Annotated in this window: 18 protein-coding genes, 1 tRNA gene and 1 pseudogene; 7 read left to right on the forward strand and 13 right to left on the reverse strand. The window is 69.1% G+C overall.

Annotated features, from left to right (window positions below):
• Nucleotides 1-666 (forward strand): annotated as a pseudogene (locus tag ACH4FH_RS24735) (hypothetical protein); the annotation flags it as partial.
• 92 nt (nucleotides 667-758) lie between these two features.
• Here ACH4FH_RS24735 and ACH4FH_RS24740 read toward each other — a convergent pair.
• The gene (locus tag ACH4FH_RS24740; protein ID WP_398558070.1) at nucleotides 759-1,250 is read right to left on the reverse strand and encodes a DUF2000 family protein; all 492 of its coding nucleotides are present in this window, start codon (nucleotides 1,248-1,250) and stop codon (nucleotides 759-761) included.
• A gap of 16 nt (nucleotides 1,251-1,266) precedes the next feature.
• On the opposite strand from ACH4FH_RS24740, the gene ACH4FH_RS24745 reads away from it, so the two are divergent.
• Nucleotides 1,267-2,103 (forward strand): helix-turn-helix domain-containing protein, encoded by an 837-nt coding sequence (locus ACH4FH_RS24745; RefSeq protein ID WP_398558272.1) that lies wholly within the window; start codon nucleotides 1,267-1,269, stop codon nucleotides 2,101-2,103.
• 312 nt (nucleotides 2,104-2,415) lie between these two features.
• Here the strand turns inward: ACH4FH_RS24745 and ACH4FH_RS24750 are convergent, their stop codons facing one another.
• Together ACH4FH_RS24750 and ACH4FH_RS24755 are read right to left on the reverse strand one after the other, a co-directional pair.
• Nucleotides 2,416-6,465: an AAA family ATPase gene (locus ACH4FH_RS24750; RefSeq protein ID WP_398558071.1), complete on the reverse strand. Its 4,050-nt coding sequence runs from the start codon at nucleotides 6,463-6,465 to the stop codon at nucleotides 2,416-2,418.
• A 514-nt stretch (nucleotides 6,466-6,979) separates the two neighbouring features.
• Nucleotides 6,980-7,528: a hypothetical protein gene (locus ACH4FH_RS24755; protein WP_398558072.1), complete on the reverse strand. Its 549-nt coding sequence runs from the start codon at nucleotides 7,526-7,528 to the stop codon at nucleotides 6,980-6,982.
• A 290-nt stretch (nucleotides 7,529-7,818) separates the two neighbouring features.
• Here ACH4FH_RS24755 and ACH4FH_RS24760 point away from each other — a divergent pair, with 290 nt between their 5' ends.
• Complete coding sequence (locus ACH4FH_RS24760; RefSeq protein WP_398558073.1) at nucleotides 7,819-9,039, forward strand: amidohydrolase family protein; 1,221 nt, start codon at nucleotides 7,819-7,821, stop codon at nucleotides 9,037-9,039.
• 161 nt (nucleotides 9,040-9,200) lie between these two features.
• Nucleotides 9,201-10,124, forward strand: coding sequence for an FkbM family methyltransferase (locus ACH4FH_RS24765; RefSeq protein ID WP_398558074.1), 924 nt, complete (start codon nucleotides 9,201-9,203; stop codon nucleotides 10,122-10,124).
• A gap of 55 nt (nucleotides 10,125-10,179) precedes the next feature.
• Here ACH4FH_RS24765 and ACH4FH_RS24770 read toward each other — a convergent pair whose 3' ends face one another.
• The 4 genes from ACH4FH_RS24770 to ACH4FH_RS24785 all read right to left on the reverse strand — a co-directional run bounded on the left by ACH4FH_RS24770 (nucleotide 10,180) and on the right by ACH4FH_RS24785 (nucleotide 12,597).
• Nucleotides 10,180-10,938 carry a glycosyltransferase family 2 protein gene (locus ACH4FH_RS24770; RefSeq protein WP_398558075.1) on the reverse strand — a complete coding sequence of 253 codons (759 nt, stop codon included), beginning with the start codon at nucleotides 10,936-10,938 and terminating at the stop codon, nucleotides 10,180-10,182.
• A gap of 2 nt (nucleotides 10,939-10,940) precedes the next feature.
• Entirely contained in the window at nucleotides 10,941-11,729 is a 789-nt protein-coding gene (locus ACH4FH_RS24775; RefSeq protein ID WP_398558076.1) for a GntR family transcriptional regulator, read from the reverse strand.
• Between the two features lie 308 nt (nucleotides 11,730-12,037).
• Nucleotides 12,038-12,220: a hypothetical protein gene (locus ACH4FH_RS24780; RefSeq protein ID WP_398558077.1), complete on the reverse strand. Its 183-nt coding sequence runs from the start codon at nucleotides 12,218-12,220 to the stop codon at nucleotides 12,038-12,040.
• A 17-nt stretch (nucleotides 12,221-12,237) separates the two neighbouring features.
• The gene (locus ACH4FH_RS24785; protein ID WP_398558078.1) at nucleotides 12,238-12,597 is read right to left on the reverse strand and encodes a hypothetical protein; all 360 of its coding nucleotides are present in this window, start codon (nucleotides 12,595-12,597) and stop codon (nucleotides 12,238-12,240) included.
• 744 nt (nucleotides 12,598-13,341) lie between these two features.
• Between ACH4FH_RS24785 and ACH4FH_RS24790 the strand changes: the two genes are divergently transcribed.
• Nucleotides 13,342-13,881, forward strand: a complete 540-nt coding sequence (locus tag ACH4FH_RS24790) for a hypothetical protein (protein ID WP_398558079.1) — start codon at nucleotides 13,342-13,344, stop codon at nucleotides 13,879-13,881.
• A gap of 401 nt (nucleotides 13,882-14,282) precedes the next feature.
• On the opposite strand, the gene ACH4FH_RS24795 is transcribed toward ACH4FH_RS24790, so the two are convergent.
• The 3 genes from ACH4FH_RS24795 to ACH4FH_RS24805 form a co-directional block, all read right to left on the reverse strand.
• Nucleotides 14,283-14,356, reverse strand: a tRNA-Pro gene (locus ACH4FH_RS24795).
• Between the two features lie 12 nt (nucleotides 14,357-14,368).
• The gene (locus ACH4FH_RS24800) at nucleotides 14,369-15,076 is read right to left on the reverse strand and encodes an integral membrane regulator (protein ID WP_398558080.1); all 708 of its coding nucleotides are present in this window, start codon (nucleotides 15,074-15,076) and stop codon (nucleotides 14,369-14,371) included.
• 296 nt (nucleotides 15,077-15,372) lie between these two features.
• Nucleotides 15,373-16,299 carry a metallophosphoesterase gene (locus tag ACH4FH_RS24805; protein ID WP_398558081.1) on the reverse strand — a complete coding sequence of 309 codons (927 nt, stop codon included), beginning with the start codon at nucleotides 16,297-16,299 and terminating at the stop codon, nucleotides 15,373-15,375.
• Between the two features lie 273 nt (nucleotides 16,300-16,572).
• Here ACH4FH_RS24805 and ACH4FH_RS24810 point away from each other — a divergent pair, with 273 nt between their 5' ends.
• Nucleotides 16,573-17,037, forward strand: a complete 465-nt coding sequence (locus ACH4FH_RS24810; RefSeq protein ID WP_398558082.1) for a GatB/YqeY domain-containing protein — start codon at nucleotides 16,573-16,575, stop codon at nucleotides 17,035-17,037.
• Nucleotides 17,038-17,184: 147 nt separating this feature from the next.
• Here ACH4FH_RS24810 and ACH4FH_RS24815 read toward each other — a convergent pair whose 3' ends face one another.
• Entirely contained in the window at nucleotides 17,185-19,377 is a 2,193-nt protein-coding gene (locus tag ACH4FH_RS24815; RefSeq protein WP_398558083.1) for a transglycosylase domain-containing protein, read from the reverse strand.
• Nucleotides 19,378-19,757: 380 nt separating this feature from the next.
• On the opposite strand from ACH4FH_RS24815, the gene ACH4FH_RS24820 reads away from it, so the two are divergent.
• Complete coding sequence (locus ACH4FH_RS24820; RefSeq protein WP_398558084.1) at nucleotides 19,758-20,099, forward strand: WhiB family transcriptional regulator; 342 nt, start codon at nucleotides 19,758-19,760, stop codon at nucleotides 20,097-20,099.
• A gap of 414 nt (nucleotides 20,100-20,513) precedes the next feature.
• On the opposite strand, the gene ACH4FH_RS24825 is transcribed toward ACH4FH_RS24820, so the two are convergent.
• Together ACH4FH_RS24825 and ACH4FH_RS24830 are read right to left on the reverse strand one after the other, a co-directional pair.
• Nucleotides 20,514-21,941: an ArsA family ATPase gene (locus ACH4FH_RS24825; protein WP_398558085.1), complete on the reverse strand. Its 1,428-nt coding sequence runs from the start codon at nucleotides 21,939-21,941 to the stop codon at nucleotides 20,514-20,516.
• On the reverse strand, nucleotides 21,938-22,915 hold the full coding sequence (locus ACH4FH_RS24830; protein ID WP_398558086.1) for an ArsA family ATPase: 978 nt from the start codon (nucleotides 22,913-22,915) through the stop codon (nucleotides 21,938-21,940). Before ACH4FH_RS24830 ends, ACH4FH_RS24825 begins: the two co-directional genes overlap by 4 nt.
• Between the last annotated feature and the right edge of the window lie 25 nt (nucleotides 22,916-22,940).

The following is a 22,940-nucleotide window of genomic DNA, read 5'->3' on the forward strand; positions in this document are numbered from 1 at the left end:
GGCGCCCTGCCCGGCCCCGAGGCCGCCGCCGAGCTCACCCGCCGCACCGAGGAACTCAACGCGCTGACCACCTCCGCCTTCCGCCGCAGCGCCGACGAGCTGGAGCGGATGCGGCTGCAGGGCACCCCGGACGAGGGCCGTGCCGCGGCCGTGGCCGATGCCGTCACCGCTTGGGAGGACGCCTACTGGGCCTCCTTCCCGCAGTGGGAGCACCGCATCATCACCACCGCCCGGCCGGCGATCTTCACCTGCTTCAACCAGGCCGACGTCCTGATCAGTGACGTCTCCAGCGTCGTGTCGGACTACCTCAGCAGCGAAAAGCCCTACGCCGTGGCCAACACCACCGGCATGAGCGAGGACGACTTCCGCGCGCACTTCCCCACCGTCCGCGCGGCCACCATCCTCAGCCCCGAAGCCGACGGCGTCACCGACCTCCTCGACGCCGTCCGCCACCCCGACAACGACACCCTCGCCCCCGCCCGGGCCGCACTCAAAACCCACCTCCTGGGCCCCTCCGACCCACCCTCCCCCGTCCGCTTCAACCAAGCCGCCCTCGACCTCGCCGCCCAAGCCGACGAACGCCGCACCCGCATGGAAACCCGCCTCAACGGCATCCCCGGACAACGCTCCCAGGACACGCACGAAACCCTGACGCGAACGCCGTAGAGATCGAGGTCCCCGCAGCAAGCGGGGGCTGCTCCGAGTCGTCCTGCCCCGGAGGCGGCCTGCCCCGAGCTGCGCTGTTCCTGCCGCGCTGTTCAGGGGTGCATCCGCGCGCCCTTGAGGACCTTGTCCACCGCATTGCGCGGCCCGTGGACGGCCATGCCCACCAGATCGAGTTGGTCCTTGCCCACGGCTTCCACCGCCGCCCGGTTGTCCCGGTCATTGCCCGTGCCGAAGAGATCCGACGTGAACACGGCGCACTGCAGTGAGCGGGAGAGCGCCCGGCTGTGCGAGGTGGTGATCGTCTCCTTCGCTCCCTCGAAGATCAGTACGGGCTGGCGGAACATCGGCAGGTACGAGGTGCCGTCGGCGTCCCGGTACGGCTCGCCGATGACCTCGGGTGCCGCCGTGCCGAGCCCGCTGACCAGGAAGGAGGTCACGTTCAGTCGCTGCCAGGACGCAAGGTCGTCGCGCAGCAGAACGGCGATCTTGGAGTCGAAGCGCACTGGGGCGTTCGCCTCCTCTGTACCGGTGCCGGTCTTCACATCTGCTCCGGCGTCAGCTTCGGCTTCGTTCTCGGTTCTCATGCTTCGAGACTGCGCGATGCACCTCTGCCGCGTCTTGTACGTTCTTTGCGTGAAGCCCCGGCAGGAGATCTCCGCCTGGCGCCCGGAGGTCGCGGGTGTCGTGGAGGTGTTCCACGCCCGTTTCACCGAGCACGCGTACCCCATGCACGTCCACGACGCGTGGACCCTGCTGATCGTGGACGACGGTGCGGTCCGCTACGACCTGGACCGGCACGAGCGCGCCACACCGAACGACACCGTGAGCCTGCTCCCGCCGCATGTCCCGCACAACGGCTCACCTGCCACTCCGGGCGGCTTCCGCAAGCGTGTCGTCTACCTCGACATGACGCAGCTGGAGGAGCGCTTCATCGGGCCGTCGGTGGACAGCCCGGACATCATCGACCCCCTCCTTCGCAGACGCGTCGGGCAACTGCACACGGCCCTCGCGCACCAGGGCGACGAATTCGAGTCGGAGAGCCGCCTGGCCCTGATCGGTGAGCGACTGCGCGAGCATCTGCGCCCCGGGCCGGCCGTCGGCAGCGCGGTGCCCGACCGGGGCATCGCCCACAGCCTGCGGGGTCTCCTCGACGAACGGCTGAGGGAAGGCGTCGCCCTGGACGAGGCCGCACACCTGCTCCACGCCCACCCCGCGCATCTCGTACGCGCCTTCAGCGGTGTCTTCGGTATCGCCCCGCACCAGTACGTCGTATCCCGCCGCGTCGACCTGGCTCGCCGTCTGCTGCTCGACGGACAGCCGCCGCGCGAGGTGGCGACCGCCGCGGGCTTCTACGACCAGTCCCATCTCAACCGGCATTTCAAGCGGGTTGTGGGCACCACCCCGGGCCGGTACACCTCGCGCGGTACATCGCGCTGACCACGCGGCTGTTCTGTGGGACACCCACCGTCTTCGGTTCGGTGAACGGCCTTCGGTTCACCGAACCGGCCTCGACCCACCGCAAAGAGGAAAGCGCCCGATCGCTGGCGACGGGGGATGCACCAGCGATCGGGCTCCGAGCAAGGCTAACAAGGTTGCTGATGCAAAACGAGTCAACTGCCTTATTGCGGCGGGAAGTTGTGACCGGGATCACGCTCTCGACGGGGCCGCCGAGGGCGGCGACGGCGAGCTGCGGGCGCTGCTGAGCGTGTCCTGGTTCGCGTCCCGGCTCCGTTCTCCGAGGCCGACCGGCTAATCGTCGCACGGAGGTGCGTACGAGAGGCGGGGCAGATACTCGTGCCATTTCTCCGGCGTCAGAACGCCCCGAGTGGCCGAGCAGATGCGGCGAATCGCCTCCTCGGTGTCCAGGCTCCACAGCCGGACGCTGTCTGCTCCGCTCGACACTCCGAGCATGTGGCTCTTGGGGCTGAACGACAGGAAATTCCCTGTCTTGGCGTTGGGGCTCATCGATTGACCGATGGGTGTGGCACCGGAGGGCCGGGTGACGTCCCAGAGCCGCACCATGTCGTCGTTGCCGCCGCTCGCCAGGGTGCGGCCGTCCTGGCTGAAGGTCAGCGACACGATCGCCTCGGTGTGGCCCGTGAGGGTGGAGAGCCGGGTCGTCCTGAGGGGGTCGGTGACATTCCAGAGCCGGACCGTGTTGTCGTCGCTGCCGCTGGCCAAGGTATGGCCGTCCGGGCTGTAGACGAGCATGTTGACCGGCCCCAGGTGCCCCTTGAGAGGCGCGCCGAGGCGGGTGACGTGACGCGGATCGGCCACTTTCCAGAGGCGGACGGTGCCGTCGGCGCTGCCGCTGGCGAGAGTTCGGCGGTCCGGGCTGAAGATGAGGGAGTTGACGTAGCCCTTGTGGCCGGTGAGCGGCGCGCCGAGCCGGCGAAGGTGGGACGGGTCGCCGACGTTCCACAGCTGGATGGTGCGGTCGTCGTAGGCGGTTGCCAGGGTCTTCCCGTCCGGGCTGAACGCCAGTGCGTCGGGGCCCGCGTATCGCGTCTTCAGCGCGACGGGCGGTCCGAAGGGAACAGGCCGGGTCGGGTTCGTGACGTTCCACAGCTGCACCGCGCGGCTTCCCGTCAGCACCGCGAGGGTGCGGCCGTCGGGGGAGAACGTCAGCGACCGCGCGTCCCCTTCCCCGGGCGTGAACGGTTTGCCCAGCAACACGGGCCGGTGGGAAGCCTTCACGTTCCACAACCGAACCTTCTCGTCGCGCGCGGCCGTGGCGAGCACCCGCCCGTCCGGACGGAACGCTCCGATGCGGCCGATCATGTCCGATGCCGGGATCGACCACAGGCGGACCTTGCTGTCGCCGCTCCCGGTGGCGAGGGTCCGCCCGTCGGGGCTGAAGCCCACGGCGTACATCTCGCCGCTGCTGCCGGCGAGAGGCTCGCCGACCTGTGAGGGGTAGGCCGGATTGCGGACGTTCCACATGCTCGCCGTGCTGTCCGCGCTGCCGGCGGCGAGCATCGTCCCGTCGGGGCTGAAGGCCACCGACCACACGGGACCGGTGTGGCCGGTGAGCGGCCCGCCGAGCGGTGCCGCGTGACGTGGGGTGGCGACGTTCCAGAGCCGGATGGTGTCGTCGGCGCTGCCGCTGGCGAGGGTGTGGCCGTCGGGGCTGAAGGCGACCGAGTGCACTGTGCTCTTGTGGCCGGTCAGCGTTGTGTCGATCGGCGTCGGATGACGTGGATCGGCCGTGCCCCACAGCCTGATCGTGCCGTCATCGGACCCGGCCGCCAGTGTTCGTCCGTCGGGGCTGAAGGCCACGGAGCGCACGGCGGCGGTATGCCCGGGAAGGACACCGAGCGCCCGCGGCCGGCCCGGGTCGTCCACGTTCCACAGGCGGACCTTGTGATCTTCGCCGGCGGAGGCCAGAGTGCGACCGTCCGGGCTGAAGGCGAGCAGGTAGACCGTGCCGTCGTGGCTGGTCAAGGGCGCGCCGATCGGGTGCGGGTGGTTCGGGTCCCGTACGTCCCACATCCGGATCGTGCCGTCGTCCGAAGCGCTGGCGAGGGTGCGTCCGTCCGGGCTGAAGACCGCGGTGCTCACCCAGCTCCTGTGGCCGGTGAGGGGCTTGCCCAGGGGCTTCGGGCGAGCCGGGTCCGCTACGTCCCACAGCCGAACGGTGCGGTCGTAGCTCGCGGTGGCCAGGACGCGTCCGCTCGGGCTGAAGGAGGTGAGGTAGACGGCGCCGGTGTGGCCGAGGAGCGGCGTGGCCAGCGGGGCGTTCACCGTGGAGATCAAGCGGTTGTTCGTGCCCTCGTCGTCCGGTCGCAGGCGGTGTGCCACCAGATCGAGCTGAGCGGACAGCGACGGATCCGTGTACTGGACGCGGTCGGCTTCGGCGAGCACCTGCTCGAACACCGCGTCGTCCCGCTGCTGCCACGCGACCACCGCGGAACCGGCCGCCAGGAGCGCCAGGGCGGCCAGCGCCGCCACCGCGCCACGCCTGACCCGGACGCTGCGCTTGCGCAGCTTGACCGAAGCGGCCAGGAATTGCACCGCGCCGCGGGTCAGGAAGGTGTCGTCGGCAGACGCTGCCCAGCTGCGGGCCTGTTCCAGCCGCGAACCCCGGTAGAGCAGTGACGTGTCACGGTTGGAGTCCTCCCAGGCCCTGCCGTCCTCCTCCAGCCGCTGGCGCAGCAGGTTGCCGTTCCGGTCCTCGTCGATCCAGTCGCGCAGGCGTGGCCAGGCGTGCAGCAGCGCCTCGTGGGTGATCTCCACAGCGTCCGCGTCGAGTGTCACCAATCGAGCGTGAACCAGCGCTTCGAGGGATTCCTCCGTCTTGTTGGGGTCCCTCGACTCCTCCGCCAGTTGGCGTCGCGTCCCCCGCCTACGGGTGGCATGGGTGTCCTCGCCCAGCCGCACGAGCCTGAGGAGGAGCAACCGCGCGGCCGTGCGTGCTGCCGGGTCGAGGCCGGTCCAGGCCCGCTCCGCGGTCGCCGCCACCGCTCCCTGGATGCCGCCTGCCGCGCGGTAGCCGGCCAGCGTCAGCCGTCCCGCCTTCCGCCGCTGCCAGGTGGCGAGCAGGGCGTGGGAGAGCAGCGGCAGCACCCCCGAGTCGTGGGCCCCGCCGGGGCCGTCGGCGCTCACCTCCCGGACGATCAGCTCCGCCAGCCCCGGTTCGAGTTCCAGACCGACGGCCTTGGCCGGGCCGGTCACCGCTTCGCGCAGTTCCGCGGTGGTCAGCGGCCCGAGCACCATGTGGCGGTGTTGCAGCGCGTCGGCCAGTTCGGGATAGACCAGGCATTGCTCGTAGAAGTCGGCGCGTATGCCGAGGATGACGAGCACCGGGGCCGGATCACCCGAGGATGGGGGTCCCTCCTGCTCGAACGCAGTCGAGAGCTTGGGGGCCGGCGTGCACGCGGCGTGGAGGAGCTGGAGGAAAGTGCGCCGGTTCGTCTCGTCGGAGCAGAGCGTGAATGCCTCCTCGAACTGGTCCACGACGATGACCGGACGGGAGGGGGAGGGCGTCTCGCGTCGCGCCCACGCCGTGACGGCCTCCCGCACCGCGTGCGCGAATTGCGGAGTGCCGGGCTCCGTCGCCGCGGTTTTCTGATCGGCGAAGAGGACGGGTGCGAGGTCGGGGATCCGGCGGGTCAGCTCCTGGAGAGGATCGCCTCCCGGCACGAGCTGCACCACCTCCCGCTCCTGACCGTCCTCGTCGCCCAGTGCGCCGTTCTGCAATGCGGGCACCAAGCCGGCGTTCAGCAGGGAGGATTTTCCTGCCCCCGAGGCGCCCACGAGCATGACCAGGCCGCCGGTCTCCTCCACTGCGCGGAGCTGGGCGACGAGAGCATCCCTGCAACGCTCGCGGCCGAAGAACCACCGGGCGTCCTGGTGGCGATACGAAGCGAGCCCACGGTAGGGGCACACACCGGAGACGGCCGACGCCTCGGCCTCGGGGCGCTCCTCCTCTTCCGCGGAGGTCGCGGCACGTCCGCCGACCGGGTCGGCGACCGCGCGCTCCCACAGGCGCTGCCACTGGGGCAGGTCGTACAGGCCCGGGGAGACCGGGGCGGGCCGCGCGCGTCGCGCCTGGGGGATCAGAATGTGCAGCACCGCTGCCAGGGCGGCGAACTGGGCCGGTACATTCTTGGCCCGTCGCCAGTCGCTGATCCGCTGCACGGACACCCGCACGGGCCGTCCTCGTTCGTCGACCCGCTGAAGCCGGACGACCGCCTCGGCCACCTTTTTGAGGGGAGGGTTGCCGGCCTCCCTGTACAGCAGTGCGAGACGTTCCGCGAAGGCTGTGCGTGCCCCTGAGTCGGAACTCAAGGTGTCCACCCCTTACTTCCCCCGCACCTGGACATCCGGACCGGAAAACTCACCCTATCTGGCTGACCTGCGGTTAAGCCGTTCTCTCGATGCCGGAACCTCCTCTACGGGGGCCTTGGCTGGCAGGATCACGACGCAACAGCGCATCAACCGAGGCATCGTCCGGACAGGCCACCAGCTCAGTGCTCGGATTGGCCAGTCATGACGCAGCACTTTCTCGGCCAACTTCCGTCGCCGTGACGAGACGGCGGCGACGGTCCCGTCGCCTGAGCCAGAAGCCCCGTGGAGCCGGCCCATCCGGACCGTTACCGCGGCGACCGATGATTCAGTCCCCGATCCGCGCCGGTGCGGTGCGGATCGACACAGACCGCGCCGTTCGGTACCGGTCCCCACGAGGGGAGGGACCGGTACCGATGGCGCGGAGCGGGGAGCCTGCGGGCCGGCACGTGGCCGTCCCGCGGAGGACCTGCGGAGCGACGAGGCATCTGCAAACGAGCCCGCACCGGCACTCTCCGGCCCGCCGTCATGCGTGGGTGTCGCGCTGCTCGCCACGAGCCGGCGGAAGCAGCAGATCTCGCTCAGGGTGCCGCTCACCGCGCACGCCGCCCTGGACGCCGAGGTCTCGTCTGGCGGCTTCGTGGAAGGCGTTGATCGAGGCGAAGACCGCACGATTGCGTCCGCGCCACTCATCCAGTGTTCCGGTCACCTTGCCGGTGGCGTGCCAGTCGACCTCCGCCGCCACCGCGTTCAGCTCGTGAGCTGCCTCGACCACATGGTCCCCGCCGAGGAGCATGATCCGCTCGAACGCCCGCCCTCGCAGTCGCCCGGCTTCCGCGACCTCGGCCAGCAGTTCGGCCTCGGGCTTGTCGCTCGACCGGAGCCCCTCCCTGCTCTCGTAGAGCTGGACGGCCAGGAAGATGCACGCCCGCAGCCGGTCCACATAGGACTCGTAGGCGCTTAGCTTTGCGTCGTCCCACCGCGTTTGCAGCTGGTAGCGGTTGCGACTGCGCTCCATCACGTAATTCGCCCCGAACGACGTCAGCGCACCCAGCAACACGGCTGCGATCGTCACGAGCTGCTCGGTGGTACCCAAGCCGTTCCCCCAGACAACTGAACTCATCCTGATGTCCCGGGAAGCTTAGGAGTCCCCTTCGCCTCCGGGCACCTCCCGGCCGGGACGGAGCGCGATGTCGGCCGGCTTCGTACGCCCCCCGCTCGGATCAGCAGGCATGGCCCCGTACCGGTCCGACGCCCGACGGCCGCTGTGGCGAACGCCTTGCCCCCTCAACGCGCGCTCTGTACCGTCAAAGAATCTGACGGATCGTCAGATCTGTCCGCAGGTGAATCCGTGGAGAGGCCCCCATGACTGGCGAGACGAACGGCACGACCGAGATCCCCCGGGTCATCAGCGTGGACGACCACGTGATCGAGCCGGCACACCTCTTCGAGACGTGGCTACCGGCGAAATTCCGGGACCGGGGCCCCCAACCGCTGACGGCCGGCATCGGCGAACTGGCCTACGTGGGCGGCAAGTACAAGTTCACGACGGACCCGGAGGGCCAGCAGACGGACTGGTGGCAGTACGAGGGCGACCTCTTCCCGTACAAGCGCATCATCGCCGCCGTCGGCTTTTCACGAGACGAGATGACCCTCGACGGGATCACCCGCGAGCAGATGCGTCGTGGCTGCTGGGACCCCAAGGCGCGCCTCGCGGACATGGACGTCAACCACGTCGAGGCATCGCTCTGCTTCCCGACGTTCCCCCGGTTCTGCGGCCAGACGTTCGCCGAGGCGCGCGACAAGGAGGTGGGCCTGGCCTGCGTGCGCGCGTACAACGACTGGATGGTGGAGGAGTGGTGCGGCGACAGCGGCGGGCGGCTCATCCCGCTCTGCCTCATCCCCCTCTGGGATGTGGACCTGGCGGTTAAGGAGATCCGGCGGAACGCGGCGCGCGGGGTGCGTGCCGTGACGTTCAGCGAGATCCCCACGTATCTCGGCCTACCGTCCATCCACAGCGGCTACTGGGACCCCTTCTTCGCGGAGTGTGAGGCCACCGGAACGGTGGTCTGCATGCACATCGGGTCCAGTTCGCAGATGCCGGCCGCGTCCCCCGACGCCCCGCCGGCCGTCCAGGCGTCGCTGAGCTTCAACAACGCCATGGCCTCGATGATGGACTTCCTCTTCAGCGGCGTGCTGGTGAAATTCCCGCGCCTCAAGCTCGCGTACGCCGAAGGCCAGATGGGGTGGATCCCCTACGCCCTGGAGCGCGCGGACGACGTCTGGGAGGAGCACCGCGCCTGGGGCGGGGTGCGCGACCTGATCCCGGAGCCCCCGTCGACGTACTACTACCGGCAGATCTTCTGCTGCTTCTTCCGGGACAAGCACGGCGTGGACGCCATCGATGTGGTCGGTGTCGACAACGCGACCTTCGAGACCGACTACCCGCACGTCGATTCCACCTGGCCGCACACCAAGAAGGTCGCGGCGGAACACGTCGCCGGCCTCTCCCCGGAGGTGACGTACAAGCTGCTGCGCGGCAACGCGATCCGCATGCTCGATCTGGACTTCGACAAGGCACGCTGACGTCGAGGGCCGTACCGCCCGATGTCGGTACGGCCCTTCTGCGGGCGCCTGCGCGCGCCCTCGCGGCCCCTGGGGCCTACTGCGCGATTTCGTACGAGGTTCCGATCGATCACCCGTAGGCTGGAGGCGGGGCGACATCGGTTCGACGTCCGGGAGCTGCCGTGTCCAACGCCGCCAGGGAGATCGCCCTCGATCTCACCCGTTGGTATGTCCGTTACGGCCCCGGGGCCGTCGGCAAGGCAGCGGTCGTCGAGAACTTCCTCAACGCCGGCCTGCGAGACCACCCTCGGTTACGCCGGGCCCGGACCCGGTTCGGCGCGACGTTCCTGACGGACACGCAGGACCTGATCCAGCGCTACCTCTACGAGTTCGGTGTCTGGGAGCCGCATCTGACGCACTGGCTGGAGCAACGGCTCAAGCCCGGGGATGTGTTCATCGATGTCGGGGCGAACATCGGGTACTACAGCGTGCTGGCGTCGAAGCTCGTCGGCACGGCCGGCGGGGTGGTTGCCATCGAGGCGTCGTCGCCCTTCCACCGGCGGCTGACCACGCACGCGCGCATGAACGACTGCACCAACGTCCGTGCCGTACGCGCTGCCGTCTCGGACCGGGAGAGGAAGGTCAGGTTCGTCCTGGCCAGCTCACGCAACATGGGTGCCAACAGTCTCGTCCCGTACGACGGAGCGGCGGAATCCACGTTCGAGACGGTCGCTCTGCCCTTGCCGGAAGTCGTCACGGCGGAGGAGATCGCCCGTGCGCGCGTGATCAAAATCGACGTGGAAGGCGCGGAGGGGGCCGTCCTCCGGGGCCTGGCCCCGATGATCGGTCGACTCCGGCCGGATGCGGAGCTGGCCGTCGAGGTCACCCCGCAGAGGATGCGGGAGCTGGGCGACTCCGTCGATGAGCTGCTGGAGACGCTCAAGTCGCACGGCTTCCACACCTACCGGCTGCCCAACGATTACACGGCCCGCAACTACCCCGCCTCCCGAACCGGGGCGGCTCAGGTGGCAGCTCGCTGCCGGCAGCCCATCGTCGAGGAGAGCGAACTCATCTTTTCCCGTACGGACGCGGAGACCCTCCCCTGAGGTGAATCCCCAAGGGGCGGGCCCGCCTCCACGGGACCGACCGGGCCCGCGGGACCTACGCTCCGCCGAAGAGCCGGCCTTCCAGCGAAGCCAAGATCCGCGCACGAGCCGCGATCACCGAGAACCGCGCCTCCCGCTCGACCTCGTCCGCATGCGCCGGCTGGCTGGTCACCTGTCCCGGCCACTTCCGGTAGAGCAGCCCGGTCTCGGCCGAGAACCAGCCGCGGCTGACCGCGCCCAGGGCCAGGAGGAGGCCGGTGTCCTCGGAAGCCGGCAGGGCCATCCAGCCGCCGAGGGCCAGGAGCAGGTCACGGCGTACGCAGAGCGTGGCCGGGTGGACCTGGGCGCGGTAGTTGTGGTCCTGCCAGTGCTGGAGGACGGCGCCGCGTTCGATCGGGCCCTGGGGCGGGTCCTGGTTGAAGCCGACGGTGGAACCGTCAGGCAGGTAGTCCAGGACGCGGGACGTCGCCCACCCGACCGCCGGATCGTCCGTCAGGGCCGCGATGTCCCGGGCGAGCGCACCGGGCGTCAGCATGTCGTCCGCGTCGAGCACCTTGACGTACTCACCCTCGGCCCGTGAGAGGCCGATCGTGCGCGCCATCGCCGCGCGGCCCTGGCGGCCCTGGCCGAAGCTGATCCGCGGATCATCAGGCACGTGCGGCGAGACCTCTTCCGTCTCGCCGTCCTCCTGGATGACCCACTGCCAGTCCCAGCCGGCCGGCAACTCCTGCTGCAGGAGCGACTTGTAGGCGTCCGCGAGGTAGGGCGCGGACGGTGGATGGACGGCCGTCATCACGGTGATGAGGTTCGTCATCGTCACCACCTGGCCAACGGGGTCGTGAAGACGAGTTCGGTGCGGTCACCTGGGATCACCAGGTCCGATACCTCCACCACCCGTCCGGTGGTTCCGACGGAGAGCTTTCGGAGTTGGATCACGGAGACGCCCTTCTGGAGTCCGAGTTCCTCGGCCTCCTCTGCGGTGGGAGGCCGGGCCGTTATGCGCTCGACGATGCGGTCCAACTCGATGCCCACCGTGAGCAGCTGGCTCTGTGTGCCGCCCGGCCAGGGCTCCTTGCTCGCGTCGAGGAGATCCGGGTTGGGCGCGATCACGTCGTGGACCAGATGCGACGTGATGAGGTTGAACGGCGCGCCCTCGTCACGGTGGAAGGTGCGGTAGCTGCGCCGGAGCAGCGCCGTGCCCACGGCCACGGCGAAGGCCGCTGCCAGGCCCTCGTCGGCCTTCGCCGTGCGATATTCGGCCCTGAAGGCGAGGTCGGAGGGGGTCAGCCCGGTGTCGTGCTCGGTGGATCCGGTCTTCAGGCGCTCGGTCACCACGAGGCGCGCACGGTCCTTCTCCCACTGATGGCGCTCGTTCGAGCGCTCCACCCGCTGCCGCTGCTCGCGGACGAAGTTGCCGACACCGTGCCGTTTGTCGATGAGCCCCTCGGCGAGCAGCTCGGCGAGCGCGTCGCGCATCGTCGGCACGCTGGTCCTGTACTGCTGCGCGAGAGCCGTCTCAGCCGGCAGGCGCTCGCCCGGCTTCAGACGGCCTGCGCGGATGGCCTGGCGCAGCGCGTCAGCGATCCGCTCGTACTTCTTGGCCATGCGGTGCTCACCGTCCCCTGCTCGTCGGACGGCTTCAGCATAAGTCCTCAAGAGGAGTTTACGACATCGGGCGCCACGACAGGCGAAGCTGTCACGCCGCGGGAGCGGCCTGCCCTCGTCGGCGTGCGGCGCCGAGGGGCGAAGAGCCGCATGGGTGGCGTGGTCAGCCAATAGCTGTGTCGGCGGTGCCCAATGGCACCGCCGACACAGCCTGCTTTCCCTTTTATGCCTGCCTTTTACTCGCCGCCCGCCAGGAAGGGGCGGCGGCTCGCAGGGATCGGAAACCCTGACGCGTGACGCCAAGGAAGTTACCGCTCCGCACCTTCTTGAGTGCCCTTGCCGCGACCGCCCGGCACCTTGTTGATGCCGAAGGCATACATTCCTGCAAGGGCGAACGTCGCCAGATACTGAGCCCAAGTAACGTCATCGAGTGCCCTGTTCACTGCGATGAGCAGGCCGGCCCAGAGAAGAGTGAATACGATCTTGGCCATCAGAATTTCCTAAGCCCTTAGGCGAGCGAGGCGAGGCAGCCGGTGGCGCCGGCGACGACGGTCTTGCTCGCGATGTCCTTGGCCACGTCCTTGCTGACGTACCGGCCGACGATCAGCGCTCCGGCCCCACCGATTGCCCCCTTGATCAGACAGTTCTTCACCATCTTGAGCATCTTGGTGTTGTGCATCAGGTAGGCGCAGTCGTCCTTGCTCTTGGACATGGTGCACATCGAACGAGCTTCTTCGATGGGGTTCACCATGGGCGACTCGGCAGTGGGTCGCGTGCTCGAATCAGCGTTCGCCACGCCGGCGCCGCTGCCGAGAACGATGCCTCCCAGCATGACGGCGGACATCGCACCCGAGACAATGCGCTTCATTGAATTTTCCCCCAATTCAACTCTTTATTCAGGGCGGTATTGGTCAGATACCGCAGCGGTATGGGTCAGATACCGCGCCCCTTTGACGTCCACAAACGTACTAGGTGGTAGTCGTCATGTGAACCCGAGTTGAGCGGACTTTGAGCTTGGCGTTCCGTGAAACGCGCGCGTGGTAGCCAATGTTGGCGTTTCGGTTGACTGATATCTCAATGTCCGACATCAATAGGCGTCGGTAGGCCGTGAATCGGGGAGTGGCGCTACCAACTCCCTGTGCAATGCGCATAGTTCACTTGGGCGCAGAGCGCCGGCGGGCGCGTGGGTCATCCTGCCGCCATGGCCGGCAGACACAGCAAGGGCCTGACCCTCGATGAGGATCAGGCCCTTGACCTGGATGCCGAGGCGGTTTGGCTTGGTACGCCGTTGTTGTAGCGCAGTTGGACGCTCACCCTGACCGCGAGAAGCCAGGGCTCAGGTGTACTGAACTCCCATGACGATCGCGACGAGAATCGCGATGAGGGCCAGGCGCACCGTAGCCGGCGCAAGCTCTTGAGGGTTCCCGATGACGCACAGGGTGAGCGTTGCGGGCAGGGGCCCCAGCGCTGACACCTCCTGATCCAAGAGGCGAGCGGCTGCCGCGCGCACGCGGCCCTCCGGAGCGGACCCGCCAGGGGTAACGTGGTGCTGGTTCATCTTGTCTCCAGACGCGATGGAACAGAGCCCCCTGTTGCAGCAGGGGGTTTCTTCGTGACTTCAGCTTGGAGCCATCGCGGCTTCCGCGAAGTCAACAAAATGCTGACGTCGCTCAGGCACAGTGCTGCTATGAATGCGACGTCTTACGAAGAGCGCATGCGAAACCTGCTTGTTGCTCGCTCCGCAGCCGCGTTGCGCCTGGCCTCCACCTTCGGGGGTCTCGCTGAACCCACGACCGAGGCCGCCAACAGCCCCCGTCTCTGGCCTTCGATCAGGGGTGAGATTGCGTCCTTGGAACGGCTGAACTGCGCGGTACACAGGCAAGGGGGCGTGTCCTGGGACGCTCTTGCCAGCTTCTACGGCGTCTCGAAGCAGTCCGTGCACCGCCGGCTGTCCAAAGACGTGGACAGCCACATCGAGTACGCGCAGAGGTATATCGAGCTGTATGAGGCGGACGTGCACAGTGGGATCCGTTACTTACGCGTTGCAGCGAACATCACCGCCGACCAAGTTCTGGTGGGAGCGGACCGGCAGGCACGCATCTGGAGCCAACGGCGACGGGTGCCGACTTGGTGGTGGCGCGACAATTCCTGAATGTGCCCGAGCGCAGTTGGCATCTGTGAGGACCGGATCGTAGAAGTTGCCTCCGGCGGGCCTGCTGCCCCCTGTGGGCGGGGCGATAAGGGGGCGGGAGGTCCACGGCGCCGGGGCGAACGCCCAGGAGTGCCCGCGTGAGCTACGCCACAGCTTCGGCTCGCCGCTGTCGGTCAGTGGTGTCCGCTCGAAGGGGTCTCGCTCCTGGTCGGGCACTCCGGGACGGCGGTCACCGAGGAGGTCTGCCCGAAGCAGGTCCGGCCCGTGATCCAGGCAGGGCCGGGCACCATGGGCGGCACCTTCAAGGTGAATCCGAAGCGATAGGCCCGCAGTTAGTCACTCACAACGCAGGAGAGCCACCTACTGAAACCAGTAGGTGGCTCTGACCTGTGTTCCTTCAGTCGGGGTGGCGGGATTTGAACCCACGACCTCTTCGTCCCGAACGAAGCGCGCTGCCAAGCTGCGCTACACCCCGAAGCAACGAGCTCTACTTTAGCGGACTGATCCCCGTAGGCGAAATCCGGTTTCGGTGGAGCCGCGGAGACGGCCTGACCTGGTCGATCGCGATGGTGATCAGTGGCAGGAGGCAGGCGGTCAGGGCGATGGCGAGGGCGTGGGGCGGCGGGCTGGGGAGGAAGGTGAAGGCGAGGTACAGGAGCGGGTAGGCCGACCACTGCCAGGCGTAGGAGCGGCGGAAGCCGCCGGGTGCGGTCAGCAGGAGCCAGTCGGCGAGGGCGGCGAGCGGGGTGACCGTGTGCAGGAGTGGGCCCGCGATGGAGAGGGCGCCGGCTGGTCCGGTGGGGGCTCCGGGGAGGGCGAAGCCGCCGGTGTCGCCGGACGGGGCCGCGTGGACAAGCAGGGCGGCGAGGGTGATGAAGAAGAGGGCTGCCCCCGTGAGGAGTGGGTGCGCGGGGCGGCGTCCGGTCCAGGCCCGGTGGGAGGACCAGATGAAGACGAGCGCCACGGCGATGTTCGCCTGCACTGTGAAGTTGCCCAGGAGCAGGGGGAGATCAGGCGTGAGGTCGGCCTCTGTGGCGAGTCCGGTGAGGGCGGCCGTGGCGATCAAGGCGCGGACGGCGGCGGCGAGGGGGCGTCGGACGGCGGGGGCGACGGCTGTTGCCGGGGTGCGGTCGGCTGCGCGGGCGGCGCCCGTCGCGTGGCGCGTGGACTGCGAGGTCCGGGTGGGGTCGGACATTTCTCCACGGTAGAGGCCAGGGCTGCGTGGAGAGGGGTGGCGGGGCGGGTGGATCGGGCGCTGGTCGGGAACGTTTCCGGCCCGCCGCAGCGCTCCGTAAGCCTTGGGCCAGCGGTTCGTGGGTGCGGGCCGCCCGCCGTTCCCGAGGGCCCCGGGCGGTCGGGTTTGGTTTCGCGATGACGTGGGCTACCCGGGCACCAGGCCGGAGCCGACGGGGCGGCCCCGGCCTGAGCCGGAGCCGCTCGGCCTCAGAAGTCGATCTCCGTCTCCGTACAGCCGCCGCGGAATCGCCCTGCCTACGCCTTCGCCGTCAGCGTCAGGAGGGTCGCCTCCGGGGGGCAGGCGAAGCGGACCGGGGTGTACCGGTTGGTGCCGCAGCCCGCGGAGACGTGGAGATAGGAGGTGTTGCCGCCCGCGGTGTGGGTGGAGAGGCCCTTGACGCGGTTGGTGTCGATGTCGCAGTTGGTGACCAGCGCGCCGTAGAAGGGAATGCAGAGCTGGCCACCGTGGGTGTGGCCGGCCAGGACCAGGGGATAGCCGTCGGCGGTGAAGGCGTCCAGGGAGCGCAGATACGGGGCGTGTACGACGGCCAGCGAGAGGTCGGCGCCGGATTCCGGGCCGCCGGCCACCTCGGCGTAGCGGTCGCGCTTGATGTGCGGGTCGTCCAGGCCGGTCAGGGCGATCTCGAAGCCCTCCAGCTTGAGGCGGCCGCGGGTGTTGGACAGGCCGACCCAACCGGCCGTGTCGAACGCGTCGCGCAGCTCTTCCCAGGGGTTGTGGACGACGCCGACGGCCGGTGCGTTGCCGTTGAGGCCGTGTCGCCCCTGGACCTTCTCGATCAGATAGCGGGCGGGGTTGCGCAGCTTCGGGCCGTAGTAGTCGTTGGACCCGAAGACGTATGCGCCGGGGAACTCCATCAGCGGGCCGAGGGCGTCCAGCGCCTCGGGGACGCCCTCGGGGTCGGAGAGGTTGTCGCCCGTGTTGATGACGAAGTCGGGACGGAGTCCGGCGAGTGACTGCAGCCAGCGCTGCTTCTTGCGCTGGCCGCGGACCATGTGGATGTCGGAGACCTGCAGGACGCGCAACGGACGCATGCCACGGGGCAGTACGGGCACCGTGACGCGCCGGAGGCGGAAGGATCGGACTTCGAAGCCGGCGGCGTAGGCCACGCCGGCGGCGCCGACTGCGGTCAGGGACAGGGGTACTCCGTATCGCGCGCGCATGAACCCCATGGTCGCAGAGTGGCGCGGAAAGACGCAGCGGGAGGACCGGGGAAGGAGAGGGGGAAGGGGAGGGGGAGACGGGCCCGGGGAAGCCGAGGGGCGGGTGGGCCTTGCGGTGGCCGGGCGCCAGGGGGTGCGGTCGTGAACGCGAGGCGCCGGTCACATGCGGCCGGCGACCGACGGCAGACGGCGGAAGGCGACAGGGGGTGCCAGACCATGGGCCGCGGGGAAAAGTCGCGCCGATCGGCGCTGGGTACGGGCATACTCGTCGTCATGACCACGCTCAAGTCCAAGCTGCACGACGACCTCACCCTCGCGATCAAGGCGCGGGACGAGCTGCGTTCCTCCACCCTTCGCCTCACGCTGACCGCGATCCAGAAGGAGGAGGTCGCGGGGACCGAGGCGCGCGAGCTGTCCGACAGCGATGTCGAGAAGATCATCGCGCGCGAGGCGAAGAAGCGCCGCGAGGCCGCCGAGGCGTTCGACAAGGGCGGCCGCAGCGAATCGGCGGAGCGTGAGCGCGCCGAGGGCGAGCTGCTGGCGGACTATCTGCCCAAGCAGCTGACCGATGAGGAGCTGGAGGGCCTGGTCGCGGCCGCCGTGGCTGAGGCCAAGGGTGCCGGGGCCGAGGGGCCGCGGGCGATGGGCGCCGTCATGAAGATCGTGAACCCGCAGGTGGCGGGCCGTGCCGAGGGCGGCCGGGTGGCTGCGGTGGTGAAGAAGCTGCTCGCCGGCTGACGTCGCGGGCAGGCAGCCCGATCAACGGACTACAGAAGGGGCGCCCCCCTGGGAGGGCGCCCCTTCTGCGTGCCGTCACGGCGTGCGCGCTGTCATCGCCTGCGTGCCGTCACGGCCCGTGAACCGTCATCGTCGGCAACGCGCTGGTCACCAGCGACCGTTACCGCCGCCCAGAATGTCGGGGAAGTCGGGAAGGTGCCAGCCGTCACCCGGCTTGTTGTCGCCCCCGTTGCCGGGCTTGTGCCTGCCCTTGCCGTCCTCGCCGGCCGGGGGCTTGCCCTTGTCCTTGTGCGGGTCCTCTATCGGGACGGTGGGCAGGGAGGGTGCGGGGCGGCCGGTCAGGGCGCCGGACATCGCGTCGCGCCAGATGGGCCCCGGAGTGTCGGCGCCGTAGACCTTGTCGTGGTAGGCGCCGCCGATGGAGATGTCGAACATCTTGCGCTTGTGCTGCGGGTCCCCCACCCAGACCGCGCCCGCCGCGTTCGGGGTGTAGCCGACGAACCAGGCGGCGTAGCGGCTGTCGCTGGTGCCGGTCTTGCCGGCGCTGTCCCGGCCGCGGAGACCGGCCTCCTTACCGGTGCCGTCCTCGACGACGCCCTTGAGGAGGGCGTTGATCGTCTTTGCGGTCTTCTGCGACATCGCACGGCGGCAGCTGCTCCGCGGGACGTTCATCTTCTTGCCCTGCGGGTCGGTGATCGACTGGATCGCGACGGGGGAGCAGTACTCGCCGCCGTTGGCGAAGGCCGCGTAGCCCCCGGCCATCGTCAGCGGCGACATCTCCTGCACGCCGAGCGTCATCGAGGGGACCTCTTGCAGCTTCTTGCCGTCCGCCCGCTCGATGCCCATGCTCTGCGCCATCTTGACCGCGGGGCAGATGCCGATGTCGCTGATCAGCTGGACGAAGTAGGTGTTGACCGACTTAGCGGTCGCCTCCTTCATGCCGTACGGACCGACCTCTTTCTCGTTCTCGTTCTGGGTCGTCTCCGTGCCCTGCCACGGGCCCTTGCAGGTCTGCACCGGGCTCGGGTACCGCATGCGGTAGGGCGAGGAGTACTCCTGTTGCGGGCTCTTGCCCCGCTCCAGCGCGGCCGCCGCGATCACCGGCTTGAAGGTCGAGCCGGGCTGATAGCCGGCGCCGCCGCCCATGCTGTGGTCCACCGAGAGGTTGATCTGGGTCTGGTTCTCGCCGAAGCCGTAGGGGCGGGACTGGCCCATGCCGAGGATCTTGCCCGTCCCCGGTTCGACGATGGTCGCCGCGCTGGCCACCGGGTCGTCCTTGTAGACGTGATCGCTTATCGACGCCTGGATCGACTTCTGCGTCTGCGCGTCCATGGTGGTGCGGATCGTCATGCCGCCCTGGTTCCAGAGCCGGGAGCGGACCTTCCGGGTCTTGCCGAACGTCTTGTCGTTGAGGAACACCTCGCGGACGTAGTCGCAGAAGAAGCCCGCGCCGTGGGTGGCGGTGATGCAGCCGTTCTCGGGGCGGCTGACCGACAGCTGGATCGGCTTCTTGGACGCCTCGTCGGCCTGGGCCTGGGTGATGTCCTTGAGGTCGGCCATCCGCTGCAGGACGGTGTTGCGCCGAAGGGTCGCTTCCTTGGGGTCGTTGACCGGGTCGTAGCGGCTCGGCGACTGGACGATGCCGGCCAGCAGGGCCGCCTGCTCCAGCTTCAGGTCCTTGGCGGACGTGCTGAAGTAGCGCTGGGCGGCGGCCTCGACGCCGTACGCCTGCTGCCCGAAGAAGGTGATGTTCAGGTAGTTCTGAAGGATCTTGCGCTTGCCGAGTTCCTTCTCCACCTGGATCGCGTACTTGAGTTCCTTGACCTTCCGGCCGATCGTCTGCTGGGTGGCCTGCGCGACCTTGTTGGGGTCGTCACCTGCCTCCTCGATGAAGACGTTCTTCACGTACTGCTGGGTCAGCGTCGAGGCGCCTTCGGAGACGCCGCCCGCGCGGGCGTTCTTGTTGAGCGCGCGCAGGATGCCCTTCAGGTCGACCGCGCCGTGCTCGTAGAAGCGCGCGTCCTCGATCGCGACGATCGCCTGCCGGATGTACGGCGACATGTCCTTGAGGCCGACGACCGTGCGGTCGCGGGAGTAGACCTTCGCGATCTCGCCGCCGTCGGCGTCGAGGATCGTGGTCCGCTGGCTGAGCGGCGGTGTCTTGAGGTTTGCCGGGATGTCGTCGAAACCCTCGACCGAACCCTTAGCCACCAGGCCGAGCGCTCCGGCTGCGGGCAGCGCGAGGCCCGCGAGCACGGCTCCGGCGAGGACGCTGACACCGAGGAACTTGGCGGCCCGCTGGGTCTTGGTCAGACCCCCGCCGTCGCGCTTCTTAGCCATGAGGGCACCCTACGTTCTCAATCGCCGGACAGGGGCGCACCTGTTCGCTTAGCCTGTTCACACCTGCCGAAGCGGATGGTTACGCGCCAGTTCGTCAAGCCCCTCTCCCCCGGGGATCGCGCCTCGACCTACCCGCCGGCACCGCCGGAAAGCCCGCGTGACCAGGTGAACTGCCCCGCTTGCGGGGATAGTCACGTATGCCCTTCGGTCACTCCGTTGGGTGATCTGCCGCATACGCATAGTCCGTTCGGGCCATTCAAGATTGGGCCCGAAGGGGGTGTTGCGCCCTGCCTGCCTTCCGTAACGTCCTCAACTGGCAACGGTGAATATGCCGCTTGCCGCCGTGGGGGAGCCTCGATTCGGGAGAGGACGGCGCCAGCATGAGCTGGGTAACCGACTGGAGTGCACAGGCAGCCTGCCGCACTACCGATCCGGATGAATTGTTCGTGCAAGGGGCGGCGCAGAACCGCGCCAAGGCGGTGTGCACCGGATGTCCGGTACGCACGGAGTGCCTGGCCGATGCCCTGGACAACCGGGTGGAGTTCGGCGTGTGGGGCGGAATGACCGAACGCGAGCGGAGGGCGCTGCTGCGCCGTCGCCCGACCGTGACGTCATGGCGTCGCCTGTTGGAGACAGCGCGTACGGAATATGAGCACAGCACGGGCACGCTGCCCTTGGACTGTGAGGAAGAGGTCTTCGACGAGTTCGCCGCGGTCGGCTAGCGGGCCGGGCGGAACTTCAGCTTCCGCCTATTGCGTGGTCAGGCCGTCGAGGGCTGATGTCTGAGCGGTGCGCCGGGTTTCGAGGGTGCGCGGTTCAGGCGGTGACGGGCAGGTACCGTGCCGGGATTGGCCGGTCGCGCCGTCAACGACTTCGGCGCGCCCGCGGGTTGGGGCTGCCTGCGGGCCGGGGGTACGCATGGGCCGGGTGCCGTGAGTGCGTCATGGGCCATGTCGTGCGTCATGCCATCGCGTCTCGCCCTCGGAGGGGCAGGGCGAGACCACTGGTGAGGCGGTGGCGCGGCGCACGTGTGCCGGCTGGATGCCGAGCCGTTTGTGCGGGCAGGGCGAGCCGTGATTCCGGCGTGGCCGGGGACTGTCCGGGGCCCGGTGTGCCGGCCTGCCGGAGTTCGACCGTCAGCTGTCGGTGTCGCTGTCGGCGGGGCCGAGCGCCAGGCGGTCGCCGATCGCGCGCAGCCCCGCGAGGTCATGGACGTCGCCCGGCAGCGCGGCGACCTCCGTCACCGGGACCTCGGGGTGGAGCGTGGTGAAGCGGTCCCGCGTGCGTCGTTCGCGCGCGAGGACCTGCATGCGTTCGGCGTGCAGTCGGAGCAGCCCGGCAGCGAGGTGTGCCGCCGAGGCGGAGGTGCGTGTCGTAGGGCGCGCCGCGGCACCGGGGGAGTGGTCACCGGCGGCACGTGATCCAGCATTCCCGCCGTCGAGATCCACAATGCCGGTCGGTTCAAGATTTTCCGCGCCGTCGGCGCCGTCGGTGTCATCCGGGCCGCCACCGCCGTCGGAGTAGCCCCTGGGGGCCGTCTCGGTCTCATGCTGATCGTCGGGCGCCGCGCCGCGATCGGTGTCCGCGCCGGTGTCCTCGGCGGTGTGGTCGGTCAGGGTCTCGACGGCCGCCAGCGCCCGCTCCGCGCTCAGCTGCGCGGCGCCGCTGCCGTGCACACGATTGAGGACCAGGCCGGCCAATGGCATCTGCTCAGCGGCCAGCCGCTCGACGAAGTACGCCGCCTCGCGCAGCGCGTCCCGCTCGGGGGCGGCCACCACGAGAAATGCTGTGCCGGGTGCCTGAAGCAGCCGGTAGGTGGCGTCGGCGCGGGTGCGGAAGCCGCCGAACATGGTGTCCATCGCGGCCACGAACGTCTGCACGTCGCGCAGCAGTTGGCCGCCCATCAGCTTGCTGAGGGTGCCCGTCATCATCGACATGCCGACATTCAGGAACTTCATGCCGGCGCGTCCGCCGACCTTCGCCGGCGCCATCAGGACCCGGATGAACTTGCCGTCGAGGAACGAGCCGAGACGCTTGGGCGCGTCGAGGAAGTCCAGCGCGGAACGGCTGGGCGGGGTGTCGACGATGATCAGGTCCCACTCGTCGGTCGCGCGCAGCTGGCCGAGCTTCTCCATGGCCATGTACTCCTGCGTGCCCGCGAAGCCGGCCGACAGGGACTCGTAGAAAGGATTCTCCAGGATCGCGCGGGCCCGGTCGGCGTCCGCATGCCCTTCGACGATCTCGTCGAAGGTGCGCTTCATGTCCAGCATCATCGCGTGCAGTTCGCCGCCCGCCGCCTCGTCGACGCCCTTGACCTGCCGGGGGACGTTGTCGAGCTCGGAGATGCCCATCGACTGCGCCAGCCGCCGGGCCGGGTCGATGGTCAGCACGACGACCTTGCGGCCGCGCTCGGCGGCGCGGACGCCCAGTGCCGCGGCGGTCGTGGTCTTTCCCACGCCGCCGGAGCCGCAGCACACCACGATGCGGGTGCGCGGGTCGTCGATCAGCGCGTCGACCCCGAGCCACGGGGTCGAGGCGTCCAGCGTGGTGTCCTCCGACGTCATATGGGCCCCTGTTTCCGCAGGTCTCTCGCCAGGCGGTAGAGCCCGGCGAGGTCCACTCCCTCAGGGAGCAGCTCCAACTCGTAGGTGGGCAGCCCGATGCCGGTCAGTTCGGCATGCTCGGCGCGCTCCAGATCGACCCGCTCGGCGTGTTCGCGGGCCTGCTCCAGCAGGGGGTCGATCAGCCGGTCCGCCAGGCCGCCGCGGCGGGCGCCGCCCAGGCCGGCCTGGGAGAGCGCCTTGGCGATGCCCGTACGGGCCCCGCGGGTGGCGATGTCGAGGTCGTCGGTGTCCAGCACGGCGGGACGGACCATGTTGATGACGATGCCGCCCACGGGCAGGCCGGCGGCGCGCAGTTCCGCGACGCCGTCCGCGGTCTCCTGGACCGGCATCTCCTCCAGGAGGGTGACCAGATGCACCGCCGTCTCGGGCGACTTCAGGACCCGCATCACGGCCTGCGCCTGATTGTGGATCGGGCCGATCTTCGCCAGCCCGGCCACCTCGTCGTTGACGTTCAGGAAGCGGGTGATGCGGCCGGTCGGCGGGGCGTCCATCACGATCGCGTCGTAGACGAACTTCCCGCTCTTGTCCTTGCGGCGGACCGCCTCGCACGCCTTACCGGTCAGCAGGACGTCCCGCAGGCCAGGTGCGATGGTCGTGGCGAAGTCGATGGCGCCGAGTTTCTTCAGCGCCCGGCCCGCACTGCCGAGCTTGTAGAACATCTGGAGGTAGTCCAGGAGGGCGCGCTCGGCGTCGATGGCCAGGGCGTGCACCTCGCCGCCACCCGGGGCCACGGCGATCTTGCGTTCCTCGTAGGGAAGCGCTTCGGTTTCGAACAGTTGGGCAATGCCCTGACGGCCCTCGACCTCGACCAGGAGGGTACGGCGTCCCTCGGTGGCCAGGGCGAGGGCGAGGGCAGCGGCGACCGTGGTCTTGCCGGTGCCGCCCTTGCCGCTGACGACATGGAGCCTGCTCACGTCAAGGAGCCTAACCAGTCCGCGT

Origin of the sequence: Streptomyces sp. NPDC017993, assembly GCF_044328065.1 — a bacterium.
GTDB lineage: Bacteria > Actinomycetota > Actinomycetes > Streptomycetales > Streptomycetaceae > Streptomyces.